The organism is Arthrobacter sp. 8AJ (genome assembly GCF_902506025.1).
Taxonomy (GTDB): domain Bacteria; phylum Actinomycetota; class Actinomycetes; order Actinomycetales; family Micrococcaceae; genus Arthrobacter.
Window position 1 is genome coordinate 2,590,658 of the sequence record NZ_LR733289.1, and the last position, 25,801, is coordinate 2,616,458.

25 protein-coding genes are annotated in these 25,801 nt (G+C 67.9%); 9 read left to right on the forward strand and 16 right to left on the reverse strand.

The window, feature by feature from the left end; genetic code table 11:
- Window positions 1-29 precede the first annotated feature (29 nt).
- Together BACI349Y_RS12065 and BACI349Y_RS12070 are read left to right on the forward strand one after the other, a co-directional pair.
- Entirely contained in the window at window positions 30-3,923 is a 3,894-nt protein-coding gene (locus BACI349Y_RS12065; RefSeq protein ID WP_236561030.1) for a Pls/PosA family non-ribosomal peptide synthetase, read from the forward strand.
- An 11-nt stretch (window positions 3,924-3,934) separates the two neighbouring features.
- Window positions 3,935-5,296, forward strand: a complete 1,362-nt coding sequence (locus tag BACI349Y_RS12070) for a M1 family metallopeptidase (protein ID WP_159632303.1) — start codon at window positions 3,935-3,937, stop codon at window positions 5,294-5,296.
- Here the strand turns inward: BACI349Y_RS12070 and BACI349Y_RS12075 are convergent.
- From BACI349Y_RS12075 to pheS, 3 genes are read right to left on the reverse strand one after another with little or no spacing between them, the layout of a single operon-like run.
- A complete protein-coding gene (locus BACI349Y_RS12075) occupies window positions 5,260-5,964 on the reverse strand; it encodes a 4'-phosphopantetheinyl transferase family protein (protein ID WP_159632304.1) in 705 nt (234 codons plus the stop codon). The genes BACI349Y_RS12070 and BACI349Y_RS12075 overlap by 37 nt on opposite strands.
- Before the next feature lie 32 nt (window positions 5,965-5,996).
- Window positions 5,997-8,540 carry a phenylalanine--tRNA ligase subunit beta gene (gene pheT / locus BACI349Y_RS12080; protein ID WP_159632305.1) on the reverse strand — a complete coding sequence of 848 codons (2,544 nt, stop codon included), beginning with the start codon at window positions 8,538-8,540 and terminating at the stop codon, window positions 5,997-5,999.
- Window positions 8,541-8,542: 2 nt separating this feature from the next.
- A complete protein-coding gene (gene pheS, locus BACI349Y_RS12085; RefSeq protein WP_159632306.1) occupies window positions 8,543-9,604 on the reverse strand; it encodes a phenylalanine--tRNA ligase subunit alpha in 1,062 nt (353 codons plus the stop codon).
- A 201-nt stretch (window positions 9,605-9,805) separates the two neighbouring features.
- On the opposite strand from pheS, the gene BACI349Y_RS12090 reads away from it, so the two are divergent.
- The 3 genes from BACI349Y_RS12090 (at window position 9,806) to BACI349Y_RS12100 (ending at window position 12,152) form a co-directional block, all read left to right on the forward strand.
- On the forward strand, window positions 9,806-10,258 hold the full coding sequence (locus BACI349Y_RS12090; RefSeq protein ID WP_159632307.1) for a hypothetical protein: 453 nt from the start codon (window positions 9,806-9,808) through the stop codon (window positions 10,256-10,258).
- Complete coding sequence (locus BACI349Y_RS12095; RefSeq protein ID WP_268891542.1) at window positions 10,255-10,914, forward strand: SIMPL domain-containing protein; 660 nt, start codon at window positions 10,255-10,257, stop codon at window positions 10,912-10,914. Before BACI349Y_RS12090 ends, BACI349Y_RS12095 begins: the two co-directional genes overlap by 4 nt.
- A 107-nt stretch (window positions 10,915-11,021) precedes the next feature.
- Window positions 11,022-12,152 carry an Rv2578c family radical SAM protein gene (locus BACI349Y_RS12100; RefSeq protein WP_159632308.1) on the forward strand — a complete coding sequence of 377 codons (1,131 nt, stop codon included), beginning with the start codon at window positions 11,022-11,024 and terminating at the stop codon, window positions 12,150-12,152.
- 13 nt (window positions 12,153-12,165) lie between these two features.
- Here BACI349Y_RS12100 and BACI349Y_RS12105 read toward each other — a convergent pair whose 3' ends face one another.
- The gene (locus BACI349Y_RS12105) at window positions 12,166-12,624 is read right to left on the reverse strand and encodes a (deoxy)nucleoside triphosphate pyrophosphohydrolase (RefSeq protein ID WP_159632309.1); all 459 of its coding nucleotides are present in this window, start codon (window positions 12,622-12,624) and stop codon (window positions 12,166-12,168) included.
- 167 nt (window positions 12,625-12,791) lie between these two features.
- On the opposite strand from BACI349Y_RS12105, the gene BACI349Y_RS12110 reads away from it, so the two are divergent.
- Both BACI349Y_RS12110 and BACI349Y_RS12115 read left to right on the forward strand, forming a co-directional pair.
- Window positions 12,792-14,000: an MFS transporter gene (locus BACI349Y_RS12110; protein WP_159632310.1), complete on the forward strand. Its 1,209-nt coding sequence runs from the start codon at window positions 12,792-12,794 to the stop codon at window positions 13,998-14,000.
- A 167-nt stretch (window positions 14,001-14,167) separates the two neighbouring features.
- The gene (locus BACI349Y_RS12115) at window positions 14,168-14,443 is read left to right on the forward strand and encodes a GlsB/YeaQ/YmgE family stress response membrane protein (protein ID WP_159632311.1); all 276 of its coding nucleotides are present in this window, start codon (window positions 14,168-14,170) and stop codon (window positions 14,441-14,443) included.
- Between the two features lie 141 nt (window positions 14,444-14,584).
- Here the strand turns inward: BACI349Y_RS12115 and BACI349Y_RS12120 are convergent, their stop codons facing one another.
- The 4 genes from BACI349Y_RS12120 to infC form a co-directional block, all read right to left on the reverse strand.
- Window positions 14,585-15,511, reverse strand: coding sequence for a TrmH family RNA methyltransferase (locus BACI349Y_RS12120; RefSeq protein WP_159632312.1), 927 nt, complete (start codon window positions 15,509-15,511; stop codon window positions 14,585-14,587).
- 69 nt (window positions 15,512-15,580) lie between these two features.
- Window positions 15,581-15,970 carry a 50S ribosomal protein L20 gene (gene rplT / locus BACI349Y_RS12125; RefSeq protein ID WP_018763610.1) on the reverse strand — a complete coding sequence of 130 codons (390 nt, stop codon included), beginning with the start codon at window positions 15,968-15,970 and terminating at the stop codon, window positions 15,581-15,583.
- A 118-nt stretch (window positions 15,971-16,088) separates the two neighbouring features.
- A complete protein-coding gene (gene rpmI, locus BACI349Y_RS12130) occupies window positions 16,089-16,283 on the reverse strand; it encodes a 50S ribosomal protein L35 (protein WP_009358635.1) in 195 nt (64 codons plus the stop codon).
- A gap of 118 nt (window positions 16,284-16,401) precedes the next feature.
- Window positions 16,402-17,424: a translation initiation factor IF-3 gene (gene infC, locus BACI349Y_RS12135; protein ID WP_236560812.1), complete on the reverse strand. Its 1,023-nt coding sequence runs from the start codon at window positions 17,422-17,424 to the stop codon at window positions 16,402-16,404.
- 400 nt (window positions 17,425-17,824) lie between these two features.
- On the opposite strand from infC, the gene BACI349Y_RS12140 reads away from it, so the two are divergent.
- Window positions 17,825-18,211, forward strand: coding sequence for a DUF1844 domain-containing protein (locus BACI349Y_RS12140; protein WP_159632313.1), 387 nt, complete (start codon window positions 17,825-17,827; stop codon window positions 18,209-18,211).
- 91 nt (window positions 18,212-18,302) lie between these two features.
- Here the strand turns inward: BACI349Y_RS12140 and BACI349Y_RS12145 are convergent, their stop codons facing one another.
- From BACI349Y_RS12145 to BACI349Y_RS12180, 8 genes are all read right to left on the reverse strand, one after another.
- A complete protein-coding gene (locus tag BACI349Y_RS12145; protein ID WP_159632314.1) occupies window positions 18,303-19,601 on the reverse strand; it encodes an MFS transporter in 1,299 nt (432 codons plus the stop codon).
- Window positions 19,602-19,658: 57 nt separating this feature from the next.
- A complete protein-coding gene (locus tag BACI349Y_RS12150) occupies window positions 19,659-20,543 on the reverse strand; it encodes an SseB family protein (protein WP_159632315.1) in 885 nt (294 codons plus the stop codon).
- 21 nt (window positions 20,544-20,564) lie between these two features.
- On the reverse strand, window positions 20,565-21,311 hold the full coding sequence (gene priA / locus BACI349Y_RS12155; protein WP_159632316.1) for a bifunctional 1-(5-phosphoribosyl)-5-((5-phosphoribosylamino)methylideneamino)imidazole-4-carboxamide isomerase/phosphoribosylanthranilate isomerase PriA: 747 nt from the start codon (window positions 21,309-21,311) through the stop codon (window positions 20,565-20,567).
- A gap of 84 nt (window positions 21,312-21,395) precedes the next feature.
- On the reverse strand, window positions 21,396-21,554 hold the full coding sequence (locus BACI349Y_RS12160) for a hypothetical protein (protein WP_201302437.1): 159 nt from the start codon (window positions 21,552-21,554) through the stop codon (window positions 21,396-21,398).
- Window positions 21,555-22,316, reverse strand: coding sequence for an imidazole glycerol phosphate synthase subunit HisH (gene hisH / locus BACI349Y_RS12165; protein WP_159632317.1), 762 nt, complete (start codon window positions 22,314-22,316; stop codon window positions 21,555-21,557).
- The gene (hisB, locus tag BACI349Y_RS12170) at window positions 22,313-22,939 is read right to left on the reverse strand and encodes an imidazoleglycerol-phosphate dehydratase HisB (RefSeq protein ID WP_159632318.1); all 627 of its coding nucleotides are present in this window, start codon (window positions 22,937-22,939) and stop codon (window positions 22,313-22,315) included. Before hisB ends, hisH begins: the two co-directional genes overlap by 4 nt.
- A gap of 61 nt (window positions 22,940-23,000) precedes the next feature.
- Entirely contained in the window at window positions 23,001-24,119 is a 1,119-nt protein-coding gene (locus BACI349Y_RS12175) for a histidinol-phosphate transaminase (RefSeq protein ID WP_159632319.1), read from the reverse strand.
- A 227-nt stretch (window positions 24,120-24,346) separates the two neighbouring features.
- Window positions 24,347-24,697 (reverse strand): LysM peptidoglycan-binding domain-containing protein, encoded by a 351-nt coding sequence (locus BACI349Y_RS12180; RefSeq protein ID WP_159632320.1) that lies wholly within the window; start codon window positions 24,695-24,697, stop codon window positions 24,347-24,349.
- A gap of 354 nt (window positions 24,698-25,051) precedes the next feature.
- On the opposite strand from BACI349Y_RS12180, the gene lexA reads away from it, so the two are divergent.
- On the forward strand, window positions 25,052-25,786 hold the full coding sequence (lexA, locus tag BACI349Y_RS12185; RefSeq protein WP_159632321.1) for a transcriptional repressor LexA: 735 nt from the start codon (window positions 25,052-25,054) through the stop codon (window positions 25,784-25,786).
- Window positions 25,787-25,801 lie beyond the last annotated feature (15 nt).

The following is a 25,801-nucleotide window of genomic DNA, read 5'->3' on the forward strand; positions in this document are numbered from 1 at the left end:
GCCACAGCGTTGCCGTTTTCCGGCCCCAGCTGGCCGGGGCTCCCGCGGCGCCGCCGGCCCGGACCCTCATTGATGTGCTGCAGGACACGGCCGCCCGGTTTCCTGACGCCTCGGCACTGGATGACGGCCGCACGTCGCTCAGTTACGCCCAATTGCTGGACGAGGTCCGTGCCACGGGACGCCGGCTCCACCTCGCCGGCCTGGGCGCCGGCGACAGGATTGGCGTGCGGATCCCCTCCGGGACCAACGAACTGTATGTCTCCATCCTTGCCATCCTCCTGGTGGGCGCAGCCTACGTTCCCGTGGATGCGGACGATCCCGAAGAACGTGCCCGGCTCGTGTTTGGCGAAGCCCGGGTGGCAGCCGTCCTGGGGGCCGGGGGCTCCGTCGGGCCGGGGCCGTCAGGTGCGGCACGCAGCGGCCCATTCAAGGGCGCGCGCCTACCCGGACCCGGGGATGACGCCTGGATCATCTTCACGTCGGGGTCCACCGGAACACCCAAGGGGGTGGCCGTCCAGCACCGCTCGGCCGCAGCCTTCGTCGATGCGGAGGCCCGGCTTTTCCTCCAGGATGATCCGCTCGGCCCCCAGGACCGCGTCCTGGCCGGCCTTTCGGTTGCCTTCGACGCCTCCTGCGAGGAAATGTGGCTCGCCTGGCGCCACGGCGCCTGCCTGGTACCTGCACCGCGCGCCTTGGTCCGCACCGGCATGGACCTCGGCCCCTGGCTGATCAACCACGCAATCACCGCCGTCTCCACGGTGCCCACGCTCGCAGCCCTGTGGCCCGCCGAATCCCTCGAAAACGTCCGGCTCCTGATCTTCGGCGGCGAGGCCTGCCCGCCGGAACTCGCCGACCGCCTGGCCGTGGAGGGCCGGGAGGTCTGGAACACGTACGGCCCCACGGAAGCAACGGTGGTGGCCTGCGCGGCGCCGCTGGGCGGCCCTGGACCAATACGGATCGGACTGCCCCTGGACGGTTGGGACCTTGCCGTTGTCGATGCCGCGGGTGTCCCGGTGCCCGAGGGCGGAACGGGTGAACTGATTATCGGCGGGGTGGGGCTGGCACGGTACCTGGATCCGGCCAAGGACGCGGAAAAGTACGCGCCCATGCCCAGCCTGGGGTGGGAGCGGGCTTACCGCTCGGGGGACCTCGTGCGGTTCGAACAGGCCGGCCTGATCTTCCAGGGCCGCGCGGACGACCAGGTCAAGCTGGGCGGCCGCCGGATCGAACTCGGCGAGATCGACGCAGCCATGCAGGCCCTTCCCGGGGTGGCCGGCGCGGCGGCCGCCGTGCAGACCACCGCCGCAGGCAACCACATCCTGGTGGGCTACCTTGCCCCCGCACCGGGCCACGACATGGACCTGGGTGCCGCACGGGAACAGCTGGCGGAAAGCCTTCCGGCGGCGCTGGTGCCATTGTTGACGACAGTTGACTCGCTGCCCACCAAGACCAGCGGAAAAGTGGACCGGCACGCCCTGCCGTGGCCCCTGGCGGGTGCAGGCGCCGCAGAGGCGGATGCCGCTCCGCTGAACCTTCCGGATGATGCCGCGTGGGTGGTGGAACAGTGGAGCAGCGTGCTGGGCAGCCCCGTCACATCGCTGGACGCCGACTTCTTCGCCTACGGCGGCGGTTCGCTGTCCGCCGCCCAGCTGGTCTCCGCGCTGAGGGTCCGCTACCCCACCATCACCGTGGCCGATGTTTACGCGACGCCGAGGGTGGGGGCACTGGTGGAGCTGGCGCGGCAGGTCAACCAATCCGGGGACTCCGCTCCTGCGCGGGAGCGGACGGTCCGGCCAACTGCCAGGAAGTCGCAGGTCTTCCAGACACTGATGGGTGTGCCGCTGCACATCCTGGTGGGCATGCGGTGGCTGACCTACCTCATGGCAATCAACAACCTGTTGGCCGGACTCGCCGGATTTACTGCCGCACCAACCATTTCATGGTGGTGGGTGGCAGCGTCCTGGCTGGTGTTCGTCAGCCCGGCCGGACGAATGCTGCTGTCCATCGCAGCCGCGAGGATCCTCCTCCGCGGCGTCAGGCCAGGCATCTATCCCCGGTCCGGGCGGGTCCACCTGCGGTTGTGGCTGGCAGAACAGATCCAGGACCTGGCAGGGGCCATCAGCCTCGCCAGTGCGCCCTGGGTGCCGTACTACGCCCGGGCGCTGGGGGCGAAGATCGGCAGGGACGTCCAGCTTCATTCGCTGCCGCCCGTCACGGGGCTGCTGACGCTCGGCAGCGGAGCCAACGTGGAACCGGAGGTGGACCTGTCAGGCTGGTGGATCGACGGCGACGACGTTCACATTGGGGCTATCCGCATTGGCCGCGGTGCCAGCGTGGGTGCACGCAGCACGCTGATGCCCGGCGCCTCGATTGGGGCCGGGGCGCAGGTGGAAGCCGGTTCCGCGGTGCTGGGGAAGGTGAAGGCAGGCCAATTGGCCGCAGGTTCACCGGCCCGCCGGCAGGGCAAGGCCAAACACAGCGTGCCACATGCCCCGCCCCAGGGCAGGTTTGCCGCACGTGCGTGGTTTGCCGGATTTTCCCTGGCGTCTGCGTGCCTGTCCTTCATTCCGTACTCGTCTGCTGCCGCCGCGCTGTGGGTCGCGTTCACCTTCGTCCAGGGCAGTACGTCGCTGACCGGGGCCCTCCCCCGGCTGCTGGCGGCCCTTGCTCCGGCATCGCTGGTGTGGTTCGCCACGAACGCCGTCCTGGTGCTGGTTGCCACGCGGCTCCTCTCCATCGGGATCACGGAGGGCTACTACCGGATCCGCAGCCGGGTGGGGTGGCAGATCTGGGCCACCGAGCGGGTGCTGGACCTGGCCAGGGACCTGCTTTTCCCCATCTACGCGAGCCTGTTCACGCCGGTGTGGCTGCGCCTGCTGGGCGCGAAGGTCGGTAAGAACGTCGAGGCCTCCACCGTGCTGCTGATACCGAAGATGACCACCGTGGGCGAGGGCGCCTTCCTCGCCGACGACACCATGGTGGCCTCCTACGAACTCGACGGCGGCTGGCTGCGGGTGGCACCGGCGAAGATCGGCAAAAGGTCCTTCCTGGGCAATTCGGGCATGACCGCCGCGGGCCGCAGCGTCCCCAAGAACTCACTCGTGGCCGTCTTGTCCGCCACACCGGCGAAGGCAAAGTCCGGCACCTCCTGGCTGGGAAGCCCGCCCGTCCGGTTGCGGCGGACGGCGATCGCCTCCGACGATTCGCGCACTTTCCAGCCCCCGGCGCGGCTGAAAGTCGCCCGCACCCTGTGGGAACTGGGCCGCTTTCTGCCGGTCATGCTCACGGTCGCCATCGCGGCCGGCACCATGCTGGCCTTCGACTGGATTGCAGCGACCTGGGGCTACGCCGCCGCCGCCCTGCTCACCGGCGTCGTGATGCTGTTGGCGGGCCTCGTGGCGGCAGGGTCGTCCGTCGCCGCGAAATGGGTGCTGGTGGGGCGGATCCGGCCCGGCGAACATCCTCTGTGGAGCTCCTTTATCTGGCGGAACGAAGTGGTGGACAGCTTCATCGAACTAGTCACGGCGCCGTGGTTCGCCCGGGCAGCATCGGGCACCCCGGCGCTGGTCTGGTGGCTGCGGGCGCTCGGGGCGAAAATTGGCAGCGGCACGTGGTGCGAGAGCTACTGGCTGCCTGAAGCCGACCTGGTGGTCCTTGGCAGGAATTCCACGGTCAACCGGGGCTGCGTGGTGCAGACGCACCTGTTCCACGACCGTGTGATGAGCATTGACGCTGTTACGCTCGAGGACGGGGCCACCATGGGCCCGCACGGGGTCATCCTTCCCCAGGCCAGCATCGGCGCCGGCGGAACGGTGGGGCCGGCATCCTTGGTGATGCGCGGCGAAGCAGTGCCCGCCGCGACGTACTGGATGGGTAACCCGGTCAGCCCATGGAGCGGGCCCGGATCGCCGTCTGCCACCTAACCGAAGGTCCCATGAGTTCTTCAGCATCAGCCGCCCGGGGCAGCATTCCCGCAGCCACCGGAACCTCCCCGGACCCGTACCTGCCCGGTGCCGGGACAAACGCCTTCCGCGTCGAGAGGTACGAACTGGACCTGGACTACCGGGTGGCCAGCAACCGGCTCAGCGGCAAAGCGGTGCTGCACGGCGTCACTTGCGCTCCGACGTCGGCCATTGTCCTGGACCTCGTTGGCCTGCGCGCCACCAAGGTCCTGCTGGATGGCCGCAAACCGCTTCGGTTCAGCCAGCGGGCCGGGCAGCTGGTCGTCACCTCGCAAGCCCCCTTCGAACCGAAACAGCCCTTCACCCTGGAGGTGCGCTATGAGGGCAACCCGCGGCCGCGGCGCGGACCCTGGGGCGAGGTGGGCTGGGAGGAACTGACGGACGGTGTCCTGGTGGCCGGGCAACCCAACGGTGCCCCCTCCTGGTTCCCCTGCAACGACCACTCCAGGGACAAGGCCAGCTACCGGTTCACGGTCACCACTGAAGCGAACTACCGGGTGGTGTGCAACGGCGTACTGCAATCGCATACGGCCCGCGCCAGCCGGGAAACCTGGGTCTACGAACAGGCGGAGCCGATGGCCGCCTATCTTGCGACCGTCCAGATTGGCAGGTACGTGCCGTTGGAGCTGGACGCCGGACGGCACGGGGCCCCGGTTCCGCAGTCCGTGGCGGTCTCCCACGCCTTGGCGGACCGTGCCAGGACAGGACTGGCCCGGCAACCGGCAATGATGAGCACGTTCAGCAATTGCTTTGGCCCTTATCCGTTTCCCGCGTACACGGTGGTAGTGACCGAGGACGAACTGGAAATCCCGCTTGAGGCGCAATCGATGGCAATCCTGGGTCCCAACCACCTGGGCCTGGACTGGGAGTCCCAGCGCCTGATCGCCCATGAGCTGTCGCATCAGTGGTTTGGCAATTCCCTGACCGCTGCGGGGTGGCAGGACATCTGGCTGCACGAGGGCTTCGCCTGCTATGCCGAGTGGATCTGGTCCGAGGAAGCAGGCGTTATGAGCGTGGCGGAGCGGGCCGCGGCGGCCTGGCAGCGGTTGCAGGCGGAGGACCAGGACATCCTGGTGGGCGATCCCGGTCCGGCGCGCATGTTCGATGACCGCGTGTACAAGCGGGGCGCCCTGGCCCTGCACGCCGTCCGGATGGCCGTGGGCGACCTCGCCTTTTTCGCCGTCCTGCAGGACTGGACAGCCGGTCACAGGCACGGCTGGGTCACGACGCAGGACTTCATCGTGGCGGTCAGCAGCGCCACAGCTGTCGATGCGGAGCCGCTGCTGCACCCCTGGCTTTACGAGGAGCCGCTGCCGCCGCTTCCGCTGGCCTGAACGGGTCCGGAGAGTGCGACGGCGGCGGCCAGGTGTGCGGGCAGCCCGGTTTCAGCAGGGCCCAGGTCCCGCAGGCCGGGACGCCCGCTGACGTCCACGGTGGACGGCGCAGTCCGGAGTCCGTCACCGGTCATTTTCAGCCAGGCTTCCTTGCGTGCCCAGAGCCTGGCCCTCGCCGCCGGCAGCAGCTCCACCCTGACGTTCCGGAGGTTCCGGCGCTCCGCAGGCGTCAGGGCGAGCCCGTCGAACCCGTCAAAGCCGGTACGGGACGGATCCTCGATGTCGGCGCCCAGCCGCGTTCCCGGCGAGGCGTCCACCACAGCCACCAACAATGTCCAGCCCGCTGCCCGGGACAAGCTCAGTGCCAGCGGCACAGGGGCGCCCCGATAGCTGTATCCCGGCCGGCCGTGGCCCACCCCGGGGCCGGTCCCGCACTGCGGGCAGCTGTAGGCCACGGTGAGGTCTGCGGCGGGAAGTGAGAGCAGCTCCGCGGCGAGCCTCCGCTGCGCCAGCCGGCCGGCCAGAAAAGCAATGCCGGCGGCTGGCGGCAAAGCCTTGGCCCGCGCCAGCTCGACGCTGTCCAGGAGGCCTTCGGCCTCCTCCTGCATCCCGCTGTCTTTCCCGGACAGCAGGAAGGGCGGGATGGCGCGCACTTCGCATTGCGCCATGACCCGCCCTTCCCGAAAAGCCTGCAGGAACCCTACCGCTGGACAGCTCCGAAGCGTTCGGCAGCCAGCGCCACTGCGCCTTCACGCGCCGCCGAGGCCTCGTCAGCGGTCAGGGTGCGGTCGGCGGCCCGGAAGCGGAGCCCGAAGGCCAGCGACTTCTTGCCGTCCTCGATGCCCTTGCCTGCGTAAACGTCGAACAGCGCCACGTCTTCCAGCAGCTCTCCGGCGCCTTCGCGCAGGGCGGCAAGGACGTCGTCTGCCGGCACGTCGGCCGGGACCACGAGCGCCACGTCCTGGGTGGCCACCGGGAACGTGGAAATGTGGCGGGCCACAATCACGTCCGGCGCGGCTTCGAACAGGGCATCGGCATCAAGTTCCAGTGCCACCGAACGGGCGGGCATGTCCGAGGCGGCCAGCAGCTTGGGGTGCAGTTCGCCGGCGTAGCCAACGGTCTCCCCCGTGCGCAGCGCCAGCCGGGCGGTGCGGCCGGGGTGGAACGCCTGGTGGCTGCCCTGGCTGACCACCAGGTCCACGCCCAGCACGTCGCCGGCAAGCCGGGCCATGTCCAGGGCGTCGGCCCAGTCCCACACACGGGGCGTGTGGGACGCGGCGGCCGGGGAATCGTGGCCGGTGAGGACTGCCGCGATGTGGAACGGCTGGTTCGGGACGCCGTCGTACAAAGCGTCAAGAACCTCATCGGCAGGCTTGGCACCCAGCGGCGGGATGGAGGCCGTGCCCACCGTCCCCTCGGGCAGGAACACCAGGCCGGATTCGAACAGGGCCAGGTCCCGGAAGCCACGGGAGTGGTTGCGCTTGGCCACCTCGATCAGTCCGGGCAGGATGGACGTGCGCAGGTAGCCGTGCTCCTCGCTGATCGGGTTGGCCAGCTTGAGGGCGGTCCGCGCCCCTCCTTCGTCAGCCACGCCGAAGGTGTCGTTGGCCGCCTTGGAGACGAACGGGTAGGACAGGACCTCGGTGAGTCCGGCGTCGGCCAGTGCCTGGATGAGGCGGCGGCGCTGCTGCTGGACACGGGTGAGGCCGCGGCCCGGAGGGGCGACCGGCAGCGTGGCGGGGATCTTGTCGTAGCCCACCAGCCGGGCGATTTCCTCGGTCAGGTCTTCCTTGGTCTCCAGATCGCTCCGCCAGCTCGGCGGCGTCACCGTCCACCCGGCGTCGTGCTTTGCCACCACGGCGCCCAGGTCCTCAAGCGAGGTGACGATCTGGTCTTCGGTGAAGTCGATGCCAATCCGTGCGGCAGCGAAGCCTGCGGGCAGCTCGATGGTGACGGTTTCCGGGGCGGTCCCGACGTCGGTGCCGGCTTCGTCGGCAGTGCCGCCGGCCAGTTCCACCAGGAGGTCCACCACGCGCTGGGCGGCGATGCCCGCCACCTGCCAGTCCACGCCGCGTTCGAAGCGCTTGGACGCCTCGGACGGCAGCTTGTGCCTGCGCCGGGACCTGCCGATGGACACGTCGTCAAAGTGCGCCGCCTCAACCAGGATGTTCGACGTCGAATCGCTCACCTCGGTGGCCGCGCCGCCCATGACGCCTGCGATGCCGATGGCGCCGGAGTCGTCGGTGATGAGCAGGTCCTCGGCGTCAAGGGTACGTTCCTTGCCGTCCAGGGTGGTGATCTTCTCCCCTGCGGCGGCGCGGCGCACCACGATGTCGCCGGAGAGCTTGTCCAGGTCATAGCAGTGCGTGGGCTGGCCCAGTTCGAGCATGACGTAGTTGGAGATGTCCACCGGCAGCGAGATGGAGCGGATGCCGGCGAGCCGGAGCCGGGAGACCATCCATGGCGGGGTGGGACGGGTGGCGTCCACGCCCCTGACGGTGCGGGCCACGAACCGGTCGCAGCCGGCCTTGCCGTAGATCGGGGCGTCGTCGTTGAGCTTGACGCCGTAACCGCCGGAAAGTTCGGCCGGCGCCTGGACCCTGGAGGCGGGATCCGTGAAGGCGGTGCCGGTGGCGTGCGCGTATTCGCGGGCCACGCCGCGGATGGAGAAGGCGTAGCCGCGGTCCGGGGTGACGTTGATTTCGGCTGCCTGGTCGTACAGGCCCAGGAGCTCCATGGCGTCGGTACCCACCTCAGGGTCCAGCCCGATGCGGGACAGCACCAGGATGCCGTCATGGTCCTCGCCGATGCCCAGTTCGCGGACCGAGGCGATCATGCCGGCGGAAAGGTGGCCGTACGTCTTGCGGGCGGAGATGCGGAAGTCGCCGGGCAGCACGGCGCCCGGAAGCGTGACCACCACTTTGTCGCCCTCAACGAAGTTGTGCGCGCCGCAGATGATGCCTTGGACGCCGGACGGGTCGATGCCGTCCCCGGTGAGGGTCTGTTCCTTGCCTTCGGGGACTACGCGGACCTGGCACCAGTTGATGGTCTTGCCGTTGGTCTGCGGTTCCTTGACCAGGCTCAGGACCTGGCCCACCACCACGGGGCCCTGGAGGGTGTCCGTGGGACGGTGGACGGCTTCTTCTTCAAAGCCGACCTTGACCAGTTCTTCCATGACGTCTTCGGCCGTTGCTCCGGCCGGTACTGCTGCGAATTCCCGCAGCCAGGAAAGTGGGATACGCACTGTTAGATCTCCATCCCGAAGTGCTCGCTGAACCGTACATCGCCTTCGATCATGTCGTGCATGTCGGCAACCTCGTTGCGGAACATGAGGGCACGCTCGATGCCCATGCCGAAGGCAAAACCTGAATAGACGTCCGGGTCGATGCCCGCAGCGCGCAGGACGTTGGGGTTGACCATGCCGCAGCCGCCCCACTCGATCCAGCGCGGGCCGCCCTTGGCGCCGGGGTGGAAGATGTCCAGCTCGGCGGAGGGCTCGGTGAACGGGAAGTAGTTGGGGCGCAGGCGGACCTTCGCCTCCTCGCCGAACATTTGCCGGGTGAAGTGCTCCAGGGTGCCCAGCAGGTCCGCCATGGACAGGCCCTTGTCGATGGCAAGGCCCTCAAACTGGTGGAACACCGGGGTGTGGGTGGCGTCCAGCTCATCGGTGCGGAACACCTTGCCCGGGCACAGCACGTAGATGGGCACCTCACGCTCGAGCATGGAGCGGACCTGCACCGGGGAGGTGTGGGTGCGCATCAGCAGGTGGGCTTCGGGCGGCTCCACGAAGAAGGTGTCCTGCATTTCGCGGGCCGGGTGGTCCGGCTTGAAGTTCAGGGCGTCGAAGTTGAACCACTCGGATTCCACCTCGGGGCCCTCCGCGATCTCCCAGCCCATTCCCACGAAGATGTCCGCCACGCGGTCCTGCAGGGTGGACAGCGGGTGGCGCGCACCGGCGCGGCGGCGGCGGGGGGCAGCGGTGACGTCCACGGTCTCCTCAACCAGGATCCGGGCATCATTCTCGGCTTCGAGTACCTCGGTCCGGTCGGCGAGCGCCTTGTTGACCCGGCCGCGGGAAGCACCCATCAGCTTTCCGGCGAGCGCCTTCTGGTCCTTGGGGAGGCGGCCGATTTCCCGGTTGGCCAGGCTAAGCGGCGATTTTTCGCCGCTGTGGGCGAGGCGCACCGCCTTCAGCTCGTCAAGGGTGGCCGCACCGGCGATGGCGGTGATGGCCTGGTCTACAGCGGCGTTGATGGCGGCCTCATCCGTGGGGTTCGGGATGGCGGCGCCCGGCAAAGTTTCAGTCATCTACTGTTCTTAGCTACGAGTCGTGGCTGCCTGCGGCCGGGGCAGCCCTGCGCGGTTTCCCGCCCGGTGCCTCCGTCGCTGGCAGGTCATGGATGAATGCGCTGAACGTCAGTGTCATTCAATGACCAGGTCAGGGCTCGCCGGCAGGACCGGCGGCCACTGCCCTCCAGTCTAGTAGAACCCTCCGGTTACCATGGCCTCATGACGTTGCGGCAGCACGCAGGTTCGGTGAATGGCCCGACGACGGCCCAGCGGCTCAGGCGGGCAGCAAACCTCCTCAACGGGAGCACCCTGGCCGGGCTCGCCGTCGCCCTGGCCGCCCGGACCCGGATCAGCCGGGGGCCGCGCGGCCTGATCATTGCGGCCGGCTACCGCTGGCGGCTGCCTTTCGCCGGCGCCTTCACCCTGGGCAACGTGGTGCTGTGCCGCAGCACGGCTGCGGACCTGCTGTCCCGGCCTGCGCTCCTGGGACACGAGGAACGGCATTGCAGCCAGTACGCGTGGTGCCTGGGGCTGCCCTTCATCCCCTTGTACCTGGCAGCCGCCGGCTGGTCCGTGCTGCGCACCGGCAATCCGGGGACGGCGAACATCTTCGAGCGGCGGGCAGGCCTTGCCGCCGGCGGTTACCCACTCCGGGCGGCGAGGCAGCCGTGACGGGCCAGGACCCGCAGGACCGCCGGGATCCTGGGGCCATCACCGTCACGGGGACTGGATGGGCGGAGGCCGCACCGGACCTGATGCTTGTTTCCATAGGCATGGAGTGCCGCGCCGAATCGGTGGCGGAAGCCTACGCGGCAGCAGGCAGGGACCTGGCGGCAGTTGGAGCGGCCCTCCGCAGCCGGGGCGTTTCCCCGGACGATATCCGCTCGGCCGGCCTGGCCGTCCGAGCGGACCTCGCCTGGCGGGACGGTGAGGGCCAGCGGCTTGTGGGCTACATTGCCTCCAGCAGCCTCGCGGTCAGGCTGCGGGACCTCGGCAGCGCGGCGGCCACAGTTTCAGCAGCCGTCCACACCGCCGGGGACAATGTCCGCCTGAACAGCCTGCAGCTGGTCCTTTCGGACGACTCAGTGGTCCGGGCGCAGGCGCGTGACGCGGCCTGGCAGGACGCGCTGGGTTCCGCTGCGCAGTATGCCGCACTGGCCTCGGCCGGCCTGGGCCGGGTCCTGTCCGTCACCGACCAGCGCCCGGCGCCGGGACCGGTACCGTTTGCCGGGCTGCAGCGGGCATCCGCCACGGAAGGTCCACAGGTTGAGCCGGGCCTGAACCGGGTGGAGGCAGCCGTCACCGTCACATGGGAACTGCGGCCCTAGCCCCGATGGCGCCTGGAGCCGTATGGGCCGCGTCGAGGCATAGTTTCCACTGGCTTCGACTGCGTGGCGCCTTGACTTAAATTCGAACATGTTTTCGAATGGGTCCCATGAGATGGGAAGCGCAAGCACTGGTGCCCACGCCGGAAACCGCAGGAGGACCCGGTCCCGCGCTGCTTCCGCTGGCCGGGCTGGTCCGCTCGGTCACCACCCCCGAGTTCGCCGGGATCACGTTCCACGAGGTCACCGCAAAATCGGTGCTCAACAGGGTCCCGGCGGGATCGAAGATGCCTTTCGAGTGGACAGTGAATCCCTACCGCGGCTGCAGCCACGCCTGCGTTTACTGCTTTGCCCGCAAGAGCCACACCTACCTTGACTTCGACGCCGGCATGGATTTCGACAGCCAGGTGGTGGTGAAGGTCAACGCCGCGGAAGTCCTCCGGAAGGAACTGAACAAGGCCTCATGGACGCGCCAGCAGGTGGCGCTGGGCACCAACACCGACCCCTACCAGCGGGCCGAGGGCAGGTACCGGCTCATGCCTGGCATCATCAATGCCCTGGCGGAGTCCGGCACTCCCCTGTCCATCCTCACCAAAGGGACGCTGCTGGCACGGGACATCCCGCTGCTCAAGAGTGCTGCCGCGCAGGTGCCGGTAGGGCTTGGCATCTCCCTGGCCATGACCGACGAAGCCCTCTCCGAGGCGATCGAGCCCGGCACCCCGGGGCCCAGGGCCCGGCTCAAACTGGTGTCCCGGCTGCGCGAAGCCGGGCTGCCCTGCGGCGTCATGGCGATGCCCATCCTGCCGTGGCTCTCGGACAGCGATGAAGCCCTGGATGCGCTGTTCGGTTCCCTGGCGGCCGCCGGCGCAACCGGAGTCAGCGCGGGCGCGCTGTACCTGAAGCCGGGCACCAGGGAATGGTTCATGAAGTGGATCGCCGCCAACCATCCCGAACTGGCCGGCCGCTACCGGCGGCTCTACGGGACCGGCTCCTACGCGTCCAAGGAATACCGGACGTGGCTTGCCGGCAAGGTCCGCTATTTCAAGGCACGCCACGGCTTTTCGCATTCCTCCGGCTTCAGCCACCGGGACCTCAACAACAGGGACCTCGACAACCGGGACGTGGATGATCCACGCGCCGAGGAAGCGGAGTATCCGGCGGGGAGCATTCCGGCTGCAGCGCCCGGAGGTCCCACGGCTGCTTCAGCGTCGCCGTCCGCGGTGCAGGATTCCCTGTTCTGAGCAGCCTGGATTATCAGGCGTGGGCCCGGCCCTGCCCCGGCACCAGTGCGTCCACTGACTCCAGGAGGGCACGCACAATCGGGTAATCGGCCGGAATCCACGGCAGCCCCAGGACTGCTTCGCTGTCCTGCAGCCGGATCCAGCGCAGTTCGTCATGGTCTTCCAAAGGTGCGGGATCGCCACGGGTCACCTCGGCGAACCAGACCCTCATGCTGGCCCGGTCGTTCAGGGGCCATCCGGCCGGTGTTTCCGCCGGCAGCTCTGCCCCCAGCCGCACCCCGATTCCCAGCTCCTCGGCCAGTTCCCGTACCAGTGCCGCTTCGGGCGCCTCGCCGTGTTCCACCTTGCCTCCGGGGAACTCCCACAGCCCGGCGAGGTGCTCCGGAGCGCTCCGCCTCGCCACCAGCAGTGCCGTTGGATTGGCAAGGCTGTCCACCACGGCTCCGCCCACTACCTGAATCAGTCCAGTCACCGGCCCATTCTATGGGCCACAATGGGAACAGCCCGGATCAGCATTTCCCGTCCCAGGGAATAGGGCCTGCCCGCCCGGGGTTGGCCTCACTGTCCGGATTCCTGCCCCATTGCCGTGGCGTCCCGTCCCAGTTCCAGTTCCAGTTCCACTTTTTGAAAAGCAGGCATATGAGCAGCGTCCTTTCCCCGTCCACGGCAGCCGGCACCAAGACCCCCAACGTCGGCATGGCCATCTTTGCCCTGGCCATGGGCGGGGTGGGCATCGGCGTCACCGAGTTCACCATGATGGGCCTGCTGAAGGAAGTGGAACAGGGCCTGGGGATCAGTACTCCAGAGGCCGGGCACCTGATCTCCGCCTACGCACTGGGAGTCGTGGTAGGCGCTCCGCTCCTTGCCGCCGTCGGCGCCAGGCTGCCCCGCAAGAAACTGGCACTGGGCCTCCTGCTGTTCTTCACCGTGGCCAACCTGACCTCGTTCATAGCCCCTGACTACGGGACGATGCTCGTGTCCCGCTTTGCCGCCGGGCTGCCCCACGGGGCGTTCTTCGGAGTTGCTGCCGTCATCGCTGCATCCCTGGTTCCCCCCACCCGGCGGGGCTGGGCCATCTCCATGGTCATGGCCGGGCTCAGTGTCTCCAACGTGGTGGGCGTCCCGTTCGCCACCTGGCTGGGCCAAACCTTCGGGTGGCGCCTGCTGTTTGTCCTGGTGGGCGCCATCGGCCTGGTGGCCCTGGCCATGGTGTGGAAGTTCGTCCCGTTCCAGCAGGCCCACCCCGATGCCAGCATCCGTCGCGAACTTGGCGCCCTCAAGCGGCTACAGGTCTGGTTGGCCCTCCTGGTGGGCATCGTGGGCTTCGGCGGCTTCTTCGCCACCTACACCTACATCGCGCACACCATGACGGCCGTGGCCGGCATCCCGTCGGGGCTGCTCCCCCTGGTGGTGGCCCTGTACGGACTGGGGATGGTGGCCGGCAACATCGTGGGTGGCAGGTTGGCCGACAAATCGGTAATGGGCACCCTCTACCGGGTCCTCCCGGCCATTGCCGTGGCCCTGGTGGTTTACGCGGTGGCAGCCCACTGGCAGTGGAGCGCCATGGTGATGGTGTTCGTGGTGGGAGCTTCCGGTTCCATGCTGATCCCTGCCCTGCAGACCCGGCTCCTCGACGCCTCCCCGGATGCACCGTCGCTGGCATCTTCCCTCAACCATGCCGCCCTCAACGTCGCCAACGCACTCGGCGCGTTCCTTGGTGGAGTGGTCATCGCCCTCGGGTGGGGCTTTGTTGCCCCGGCACTCGTCGGCGCCGTCCTGGCCGTCCTCGGTTTCGGCGTCGCCCTCCTCAGCGGCCTGCTGGAACGCAAGAGGCCGCTGGCGGGCTAAGCCGTGGCCCACTGCGCGCCCCGCGGCCACGGCCCCTGAAACTCCCCGCCGATACACGCTCCTAACGATGCGGCAACGCCCTTTTTGGGGCTACTGACTTTGCGGGGTGCTTATGTTAGCTTGAGGCTCATCGGGACTATTAATCCCGGTCACAATGAGGAGGAGACATGGGTTTTCTTGCTTGGATTATTCTGGGCCTGATTGTCGGGGCCATCGTTAAAGCCGTTATGCCCGGACGGGTCGGCGGCGGCTGGGTTACCAGCCTCATCCTGGGTGTCGTTGGAGCCATCGTTGGCGGCTGGATTGGCAGCCTCCTGTTCAACAAGGGCGATCTTGCCTTCTTCGACCTCGGCACCTGGATTCTCGCTATCGTCGGCGGCCTGGTTGTCGCCGGCATCTACGGAGCCGTCACCGGACGCGGAAAAGCCAGCCGCGCTCCCTGATAACTCTGTCCAGCAACAACCATCGGGCCCCGGATTTCCGGGGCCTTTCTTTGTGCCCGGCAACAATGCTGCTCCGCGGATGTGCATGCGGGCACCGGGAGTGCGGCCGGGCGCGGGCCGCCGGCCGCCGTCGTGCTCCCCTTACCCGGCGCTGACCTGCCCGGCGGCAGTATCGGGGCGGCGCTGGGATCGGGCGCTGGCGTAGAGGCACACGGTAGCTGCGGTTCCAAGGTTGAGGCTTTCGGCCGCGCCGTACACCGGGACCGCCACCCGGTGGTCGGCCAGTTCAAGCTCCTCATCCGAGAGTCCCTGGGCCTCATTCCCAAAGAACCAGGCGGTCGGCGCAGCGAGGTCAAAGGCGGATTCAGGGCCGTCCCCGGTGAGCCTGCGCCGCGCGTTCTCGTCCTGCAGGACATCCAGGTCCAGCTGCCCGTAACCGTCGGCAGCGAGGACGCCGATGCCCCGGGCCTTGCAGGCGGCAGCCAGTTCCGCGGGATCTGCGGCCAGGACGACCGGAAGATGGAACAGCGACCCTGCGGTGGAGCGGACCGCCTTGGGATTGTAGATATCCACGCTGGACGCTGTAAAAATGACGGCGTCGGCGCCGGCCGAATCGGCCGCACGCAGCACGGTTCCTGCATTTCCCGGGTCCCGGACCTGGCACAGCACGGCAATCAGGCGCGGACCGGCGTCGAGCACGGCCGACAGCTCAACGTCCACGAACCTGCAGACGGCCACGATTCCCTGCGGGTTGACGGTGTCCGCCATGGCCGCCAGGACCTCATCGGTGGCCAGCCGGGCGTTGGTGCCTTCGGCGAGCTGTTCAAATTCGGGGAAGCGGTCCAGGCAGCTTTCGCTGGCGAATACCTCGGTAACCACTCCGGGCGCTCCCGCCGCGAGGCGCTGCTGGTGGAGCTTGAGGGCTTCCCGGACCGCCTGCGGCCCCTCGGCAAGGAACTGGCCACGCTTTAAACGGGCCGGGCGCCCTGCAAGCTTTGCCACGTCCCTGACCCGATCGGCTCGGGGGTTGGACAGTGGAAGATCTTGCGGGCGCCCGGTTTCGTTCATACAAGAACTGTAGTAGCTGACGCTTCCAGTTCCTGAACTGGCCCCTCAGGCGAGGGGCGGCAGCGGCTGCTAGGCTGCGGCAACCTTCTTGGCGGAGGTGTCTGCCGGCAGGGAGTCCTTGGCCACCTGGACCAGTGCGGCGAAGGCGTTGGCGTCAGAAACGGCAAGCTCGGCCAGCATGCGGCGGTCAACCTCGACCTCAGCGGCCTTCAGGCCCTGGATGAGGCGGTTGTAGGTGAGGCCGTTGGCGCGGGACGCAGCGTTGATGCGCTGGATCCACAGGCGGCGGAAGTCGCCCTTCTTCTTCTTGCGGTCACCGTAGCTGTACACAAACGAGTGCAGCAGCTGTTCCTTGGCCTTGCGGTACAGGCGCGAACGCTGTCCGCGGTAACCCTTCGCCCGTTCAAGAACAACCCGGCGCTTCTTGTGGGCGTTGACCGCCCTCTTCACACGTGCCACGTGCGTACTCCTTCGAAAATCTGATCCCAAGCATCTGTTGCCGGTGTTCCGGCGGCCTGAGAAGGCTGTTTGGCAGGTGACGGACCACCGGTGGGCGGTCCATCAATAAACTTGGAAACTAGATGCCGAGCATCTTCCGGATGACCTTGGCGTCGCCCTTGAAGACGATCTTGTCGCCGGCAAGGCGGCGGGTCAGGCGGCTGGACTTGTGCTCCAGGTAGTGGCGGCGGTTGGCCTGCTGGCGGCGCAGCTTGCCGCTGCCGGTCAGCTTGAAGCGCTTCTTAGCACCACTGTGGGTCTTCATCTTCGGCATGGGAACCGATCTCCTTACGTTTCTGCGGACCCGGGGGCCGGCAGTTCTATCGCGCAGCCACCCCTGCGGGCAGCATGCTGGTTGCTGACTGCCGGGGACACGCCCCGGCAGCTGTGAACTAGTTGGTCTTCTTACCGGCCGGCTTCGGCACTGCCTTGGGGGCAGGGCGGGCAGCAGGCTTCGGTGCAGCAGGCCTGGCCACCGGCTTCGGCGGCGCAGGCACACCAGCCGGCTTCGGCGCCGACGGTGCGGCAGCTTCCGGCTTGGCGGCAGCTGCAGGCTTGGGCGCCGGAGCGGCGGCCTTCGGTGCAGCAGCCTTGGGAGCGGCGGCCTTCGGGGCTTCCTGCTTCGGAGCTTCCTGCTTCGGAGCGGGAGCCTTGGGGGCTTCGGCCTTCGGGGCTTCCTGCTTCGGAGCTTCCTGCTTCGGAGCGGGGGCCTTGGGGGCTTCCTGCTCGGGAGCGGCAGCAGGGGCTTCAGCCGGGGCGCTGTCCGCGGCCGGTGCCTCCGGTTCAGTGGAGACGGTGAAGCCTTCCGGCAGGAGGTCCGCCAGTGACTGGGTCATGGGGGCCTGGTCCTCGCCGGAGGTGTCAACCCGTCCCGCAGCCTTGGCTTCGTTCTGGGCCTTGGCCTCGGCGCGCTGGGTTGCCCGGCGTGCTTCCGCCTTGGCCTCAGCCTTGTTCTTCAGCGGACCAACCACCATGACCATGTTGCGGCCGTCGATACGGGGGCTGGACTCCACCACGCCGACTTCGGCGACGTCGTCCGCGAAGCGCTGGAGCAGGCGGATGCCCATCTCCGGACGCTGCTGCTCACGGCCACGGAACTGGATCATGGCCTTGACCTTGTCCCCGGCGCCGAGGAAGCGCAGGGCGTGGCCGCGCTTGGTCTCGTAGTCGTGGGTGTCGATCTTCAGGCGGAAGCGGATTTCCTTCAGAACCGTGTTCGTCTGGTTCTTCCGGGCCTCACGTGCCTTGACTGCGGCCTCGTACTTGTACTTGCCGAAGTCCATCAGCTTGCACACCGGAGGCTTCGCCTGAGGTGCAACTTCAACGAGATCAAGGTCGGACTCGGCAGCCAGGCGCAGGGCATCCTCAATACGGACGATTCCTACCTGTTCACCTGCAGGGCCGACCAGCCGCACCTCGGGGACGCGGATACGCTCATTGATTCTTGGCTCGCTAATGTTAAAGCTCCTGTGTTTGTTGTTGAGTCCGGCAAATGAAGAAGGCCCCCAATTGCCGGAGCAATCGAAGGCCTCAAAGAGGTTGGACCGGCAACCCCGCAAAGGGCTGCACGCGCACGGTCCCGGCAAATGCCGGCCCATGCCCAACCAGGTACCCGGCAACCTTGCGTCCCTGCAGGTTCCAAAGGAACGGGTGGGACAGCGGCTGACGCGGGTGGGAGAGAACTCCGCTTGCAAACTGGAAGCCATTCTACAGAAAAAATTCCCGTCAACGCCGCGAAGCGCTGTTGGGAACCTGATCGTTTGGGACAATCTCTGAAATAACGACATCCAGTCGGTCTGTGTCAAGCTTACCAGTATGAGCACCTCAGACAGTAATTCGTACGTCTTCGAGCCGGGCGAAGCAGGCGCAGACGTTTCACAACAGATCCGCGACATCTCCGAAGTTCCCGCCATCGAGGTCATCACCACGGCCGCCGTCCACCTGATGAGCGCGGCCGCGGTAAAGCTTGGCCTGGCCGCAGAGGACAACGCAGCCGAACTCAAGGACCTCGACGAGGCCCGGAAGCTGATCACCGCGCTGGCCGGCCTGGTGACCGCAGCCGCCCCCGAGATCGGGTCCCAGCACGCCGGGCCCTTGCGCGACGGCCTGCGGTCCCTGCAGCTGGCTTTCCGTGAAGAGTCGCTGATTCCGGATGCACCGGGCAAAGGCCCGGGTGAAAAGTACACCGGGGCCGTGAACTAGGGAGCAACTCCCCCAAGCAGCGTCCGACGGCGGGACGGCCTTTGCAGGCTGTCCCGCCGTCGCGCTTTAACTCCCCGCTGGACGGGGCCGCTCAGGCGGCGGCGCGGCGGCGGCGCTGCTGGAGCGCTAGGCCCACCAGGCAGAGCAGCACGCCGGCGGCGCCGACGGACACGAAGCCGCCGGAGGGGCCCATGATGTCGATGAAGACCCCGGCGAGGGGCGAACCGAGCGCAACGCCGGCGGTCAGCGCGGAACCGTACCAGCCCATGGCCTCCCCGCGCCGTTCCTCCGATACCAGGTCCGCGACCTTCTCGGAGGCCGCGGACAGCACGGGGGCGCAGAGCAGGCCGGGGAGGACGGATATGAAGGCAAGCGTCCACGTGTCGTGGGCGAAGGCCATGGGCAGCGTCAGCGCGGCCATGCCCAGCAGCAGGATGACAGGTGGAATGGGCCGGTGCATGGCGCCGTAAATCAGGCCGCCCAGCACAGAGGCAGCGCACCAGAAGACAAAGACAATTCCGATTTCGCTCTGGTGGCCGCCGGTTTCCAGGGCCGCGACAATGCCGACGTCGGTGCCGCTGAGGACCATGCCCGCGCCGGCGGCAACGGCGAAGAGTGCCGCGACCGTGGCGGTGAACCAGGCGAAGCCCCCGGCCAGCCTCCCCCGCAGGCCGCCCTGCGCCGCGCTGGTGGCCGCGCCCGCAGGGGCCAGCTCCGCGGCCGCTTCCTGGACATGCGCCGGTGCCGTGGAGACGACGGCGACTTCCGCAGCGTGCTGTTCATCCTCGACGCATTCGACCGTTTGGTCCCGGCTGCGGGTGGGCGGGTTGAACCACATGAGGAACAGCCCGGCGAGGGACGTAGCCACGCCCACCACTGTCAGTCCCGCAGTAGTGTGGCCGCGGGTAGCTACGACGGCGCCGGCGGCCGGCCCGATCATGAACACGAATTCCGTGGTGATGGCGTCCAGGGCAAACGCGGTGCGCCGCTGGTCACCCTCGGCCAGGACACCCAGGGATTGCCGCACCACGCTGAAAATGGGCAATGTGAGCAGGCCGCCCACGAAGACCAGCGGCAGGAGCCACTGGTACGACACATGGGGCACGATGGACCAGATCACGGTCTCCGAGATGACCGACGGGATGAGGGCGGTCCGCAACCCCACGGTATCCACGCGCCTCCCCCGCCACGGCGCCCCGAGGGCAATGCCGATGGTCATGACCGCCGCTGCAGCGCCGGCTGCGGCGTAGCCCTGGCCCAGGGTGAGGACAATGTGCAGGGTCAGCAGGACCCCCGCGGCTGAATGCGGGATGCGGGCAACCATGCCCACCAGCAGCAGCCGCCGGATCGGCCGGATGGCGAGCAACTCCCGGTAGAGAGCGAAATTCACGAAGCGGTCCTTCAGGGTATTCCGCTGTACCGGCGGGGATCACCCACCCTGCAGCGGTTAATCGGGAGCGCGCCTCAGTTTGATTTCAAGGGAGTCGACGCGCTCCCCAAACAATACATTCTGTGACCACTCTGACTGCAGGCCGGCCACCAGCTCCTGCACACCGGCAGCGTCGAGGCCGTCTTCAAGGTAAAGCACCACTTGCAGCTCCGGCCCGGCACCACCGCCTGGAACAACAGAGCCGTCGGCGGCCATGGCGGCCACTCCCCTGCCAGGCAGCAGCTCGATGCCGCGGACAGCCGCGAAGCCGGCGGCAGCGGTGCCCATTTCGGCGGCAAGCTCCTGGTCACTGTAGGAAGGGGTCCAGCCATGCTGCTGGGCGAGGGCCCAGACACCGGGCCTGCGCACCACGAACGTCACGTCGGCGCCCGGATCCAGGACCAGGAGTTCTGCACCTTCGGCGACGGCCGAGAGCGCCGCGCGGGCGGCGTAGACGGCCACCGGACGGGCCTCGGGATGCCATGCGGACAATGCGTCCGCCGAGGTGAAGGCCGGCAGCGCAGTCCGTCCGTCCGCAGCCTTCAGCGTCACCAGCGCCATATCCGCCTGTTTGTCGGCGTGCAGCCCGTGCTCTGTTTCTGCCTCTTCAGCCAGCTGCGCCACGATGGGAATGAAGACCCGGGCCGTGGCCAGCGACGCAACGACGTCAGCCTCGTCGCCCCGCCCCTGGCGGAGCGCGGCAATTGCGCCGAGGTAGCCGGCGTCGGCCGTTCCGTCGTCGTCCTCGAAGTTGTGGATCTTTGCGTCCTCACCGGCGAGGCTGCGGCCGGCCCATGGCTGTCCCGCGGAGTCCGTGGCACCACCGGCGCCGGCCAGCGCCGCCGCGATATGTCCGGGCAGGTGGCGGGCGGGAGGGTTTACCGGTTCTTCGGAGCTGGGCATGGCCGGGCTGCTTCCCCGCGCCTAGCGGCGGCCGGCGACGTCGAGGGCTTCGGGCAGCGTGAAGGCTCCGGCGTAGAGGGCCTTGCCCACAATGGCGCCTTCGACGCCCAGGGGAACCAGCGAGCGGAGGACCTTGAGGTCGTCCAGGCTGGAGATGCCGCCGGAGGCCACCACGGGCTTGCCGGTCTTCTCCACCATCTGGCGCAGGAGTTCAACGTTCGGGCCCTGCAGGGTGCCGTCCTTGGTCACATCGGTCACCACATAGCGGGCGCAGCCGGCCTCTTCGAGGCGGCCCAGCACGTCCCACAGGTCCCCGCCTTCCTTCGTCCAGCCACGGCCGGCCAGGGTGGTCCCCCGGACGTCAAGGCCGACGGCGATCTTGTCGCCGAAGCGCTCGATGGCCCGGGCAGTCCACTCCGGGTTTTCCAGTGCCGCGGTCCCGAGGTTGACGCGTGCCACACCCAAATCGAGGGCTGCTTCCAGGGTCTCGTCATCGCGGAGGCCGCCCGAGAGCTCCACCTTGATGTCCAGCCTGCCCACCACCTCGCGGAGCAGGTCGGCGTTGGAGCCACGCCCAAACGCTGCGTCAAGGTCCACCAGGTGAACCCATTCGGCGCCCTGCTGCTGCCAGTTCAGCGCCGCTTCGAGGGGCGTTCCGTAGCTGGTTTCGCTTCCTGCCTCGCCCTGGACCAGCCGGACGGCCTGGCCGTTGACGACGTCGACGGCAGGCAGCAGTTCAAGTACCGGCAGGTCATGTGCGGTGGTCATACTCATCCTCGGTGTTGGTTCTTCGGTTTCGGGCAAAGGCGGGTGGAAGTCGGCGCGCTCAGGCAGTGCCGCGGAGCCCCTGGATCAGCCGGCCGGCAGCGTGAGCAGGTAGGCGGCGACCAGCGACATGGCGGCCAGGATATAAAAGGCCACCTGGGTCCAGGGGGGCTTGCGCTGCTGCCGGAACGAGATGCCGCCGCCAATCAGCAGGCCGGCGAGGCCCGTCAGGAGTACGGGCCACATCTAGGCGTCACTGCCGGCGTCGGCGGCCGGGGCGCCGGAGTCAGCGGCGGCCGGCTTGCGCAGGCCTTCCACCCAGTTGCGCAGGAGCCGCGCACCGGCATCGCCGGACTTTTCGGGGTGGAACTGGGTGGCGCAGAGCGGGCCGTTTTCTACGGCGGCGATGAACGGTCCGCCATGCTCGGACCAGGTAACCAGGGGCGGCGCCATCCGGGGCTGGATGACGTCGAAGTTCCATTCCTGCACGCCGTAGGAGTGCACGAAGTAGAACCGCTCATTTTCGACGCCGGCAAAGAGTTTCGAGCCTTCGGGGACCTTGACGGTGTTCCAGCCCATGTGCGGAACAACTTCGGCGGGGAGTGCCTCCACCTTGCCGGGCCATTCGCCGATGCCCTGCGCTTCGGTGCCGTGTTCGACGCCGGCTTCAAACAGGACCTGCAGGCCCACGCAGATCCCAAGGACCGGGCGGCCGCCTGCCACGCGCCGGCCGATGAGCCGGATGCCGTCCACGGCCTTGAGCTCGCGCATCACGGTCTCGAACGCGCCGACGCCCGGCACCACCAGGCCGTCCGCGTTCAGCACGTCCTCCGGCTTGGCGCTCAGGACCACTTCCGCGCCGGCACGTTCCAGCGCGCGCACGGCCGAGCGGACGTTCCCGGACCCGTAGTCCAGCACCGTGACCGTGGGCTTGCCCTCCGGCGACGGCAGGCTGCGCGACGCCGACGGGTCGATGATTGCCCCGTCCTTCAGGACCTGCCCGCTCACAGCGCACCCTTGGTGGACGGGATGCCCTCAACCCGGGGATCCGGTTCGACGGCGGCGCGGAGGGCGCGGGCAAAGGCCTTGAACTGTGCCTCGACGATGTGGTGCGGGTCCCGGCCGGCAATCACGTTCATGTGCAGGCAGATGCCGGCGTGCAGGGTGATGGCCTCGAACACGTGGCGGGTCAGGGACCCGGTGAAGTGGCCGCCGATCAGGTGGTATTCCTGGCCCGCCGGCTCACCCCCGTGCACCAGATACGGGCGGCCGGACACGTCCACCACCGCATTGGCAAGGGCCTCATCCAGCGGCACGGTGGCTTCGCCGAACCGGCGGATCCCTGCTTTGTTGCCCAGGGCGGTCCGCAGGACCTCGCCGAAGGTGATGGCGACGTCCTCCACGGTGTGGTGGACGTCGATGAGGGTGTCGCCGGTGGCCTTGACCGTCATGTCGATCAGCGAGTGCTTGCACAGGGCGGTCAGCATGTGGTCATAGAACGGCACCGAGGTATCGATGTCCGACACGCCGGTTCCGTCGAGGTTGATCTCCACGAGTACGGAGGACTCGCTGGTGGCACGCTCCATGCGGGCGGTCCGGGCAGCAGCCGTATTCGATCCGGTTGGACTCATGGTGAAGGATCCTTAGTGGGAGAAGGAGTGGTTCAAGGCGACCAGCGCCGCAGTATCAAGTCTAGGCGTGAAGCGCGGCGTGGCCGGCAAGGATGCGTTCCAGGGACGTGAGGAAGGCTGTGGTTTCCGCCTCAGTGCCTGCGGTGACCCGGAGGTGGCCGGGGATGCCCACGTCCCGGATGAGCACGCCCGCGTCCAGCAGTTCCTGCCAGACCTGGTGCGGATTTTCCAGGCCGCCAAAGAACACGTAGTTGGAGTCCGACGCGGCGGGCTTGAGGCCCATCCTGGTCAGTTCGGCCACGATGCGGTCCCGCTGCTTCTTAATGTCCTCGACGTCGGCCATGAGCGCTTCGCGGTGTTCGAGTGCGGCCAGGGCGGTGGCCTGGGTGATGGCGGACAGGTGGTACGGCAGGCGGACCAGGCGCAGGGCGTCGGTGACCTCGGGTGCAGCGGCCATGTAGCCGAGCCGGGCCCCCGCCAGGGCGAACGCCTTGCTCATGGTGCGGGACACGATCAGCCGCTCACGGCCGGGCAGGAGCGTCAGCGCGCTGGGCGTTCCGTCGTGCGCGAACTCGTGGTACGCCTCATCGACTATGACGATGGCCTGGCTGTCCGAACCGGCCTCGTAGACGGCCTCCACGACGTCCAGCCCAAGTCCGGTCCCGGTGGGGTTGTTGGGCGAGCAGAGGAACACGATGTTCGGCTGCAGTTCCTTGACCTGGCGCGCGGCCGACTCCGCGCTGAGGTCATAGCCCTCCGCGCGCTCCCCGGTGATGTACTGCGTGTCTGTTCCGCTGGCCAGCAGGGGGTACATGGAGTACGTGGGCGGGAAACCCAGTGCGGTGCGGCCCGGACCGCCAAAGGCCTGGAGGATCTGCTGGAGGACCTCGTTGGAACCGTTGGCGGCCCACAGGTTGGTTTCATGGAGCCCATGCCCGAGGTATTCGGCCAGGGCCTTCCGGAGCGCGGTGAACTCACGGTCCGGGTAACGGTTTAGACCCGCAGCGGCCTCCGTCACGGCGGCACTGATGGCTGCGCGCACGTCGGCGGGGACGCCATGGGTGTTTTCATTGACGTTCAGCAGAATGGGGACGTCCAGTTGGGGCGCCCCGTAAGGGGTCAGGCCGCGGAGGTTGCTGCGGAGGGGAAGCCGGTTCAGACGTTCTAGCTGGTCGTTCACCTGAACAGTTTAGTTGCCGCGGCAACGACCGGAAAATGTGACGGTTCCTGTTCGCCCTCGGCATGTCCCGCGGCGGCCCGCTCCAGGGCTTGCCAGCCAGCCAGGCAGGCCACCCTCGCAGAGGCCACGAACTCAGGGGTGGCGCCGGTCAGTGGGCGGCCGGTCAGTGGGCGGCCGGTCAGTGGGCGGCCGGTCAGTGGGCGGGGACGGTCAGTGAGTGGGGACGGTCAGTGAGTGGGGACGAAGAGCTGCTGGCCCGGAAGAACGGTGCCCGCGGCAAGGTTGTTGAGCTGGACGATGTCCGCCACGACGTCCCGGGCGTCCCGGTCCGGAGCGACGGCGCCCGCAATGGCCCACAGCGACTGGCCGGACTGCACGGTCACCGTGACGGTGGGCGTCACGGCAAGGTCGGCGGCCGAGTCCGAGGCCTTGGCCGGGGAGTGGAAGAGGCCCGAAAGCGACAGCAGGAGTACAGCCAGGAGCACGAGCGGAACTCCGATCAGGACGATCCTCCCCCGGCGGGTCAGCCGCAGGGGTGCGGACGAAGGTGAAACCTGGTGAAGAGATAAAGCTGACATGAACTAAGCCCTCCTGGACTTGCCGTGCTGCCCGGGTGTCCGCCCGCTGCTGCCTTGCCGTTCATATCGCGCCGGGACTTCTCCCGGCCGCGTATTCGAATGGGGCACCTGCTGGTTAGAACACATGTTCGAACTTTGCTTGTTAAGTTTTAGCACCTATCAACGAACAATGTCGAGACTCGCTAGAACAAATGTTTGAAAAAGCAATGTGGCTGGCCTAGTTTTGAAACCACAGAACATCCACCACTGAAGTTGAACAGCAGGGTCTGACAATGACAGTGGGAGTCCTTCCGGCGGCACTGTGGAACAGCCGCACACGGAAGATCCGGCGGCAAGCGAAAGGCATTGGCGAATATGGCAGCAGCAGCCGCCGGGGGCAGGACCGCCCCGCAATCCAAGAGGACAGCCAAGGGCCTGACCCCACGGCAGAAAAAGATCCTCGAAACCATCCAGCGCTCGGTCAACGAGAACGGTTATCCGCCCTCCATGCGCGAGATCGGCGATACCGTCGGCCTTGCGAGCCTGTCCAGCGTGACCCACCAGCTCTCACAGTTGGAGAAGCTGGGTTACCTGCGCCGCGACCCCAAGCGGCCGCGCGCCATGGAAGTGCTGATGCCGCTCACGCTCGACGGCGGGGGCAAAGGCGCCGGCGCGTCTCCTGCGCCGCAGGCTGCGGGCGGCGGCGCCACGGTCACCGAACTGCCCACCGCGCTGGATACGGCCATGGTTCCGCTGGTGGGCCGGATTGCCGCCGGCGGCCCCATCCTCGCCGAACAGCTCGTGGAAGACGTCATGCCGCTGCCCCGCCAGCTGGTGGGCCAGGGCGAACTTTTCATGCTGAGGGTGGCCGGTGACTCCATGGTGGACGCCGCCATTTGCGACGGCGACTGGGTGGTGGTGCGGCGGCAGGCTGACGCTGCCAACGGGGACATTGTTGCTGCCCTGCTGGACGACGAGGCGACCGTGAAGACGTTCCGCCAGCGCGACGGACACACCTGGCTGCTCCCCCAGAACACGCAGTACGAACCAATCCTGGGCGACCACGCCACCATCATGGGCAAGGTCGTCTCAGTCCTGCGTTCGCTCTAGCCTGCGCACGCCTGC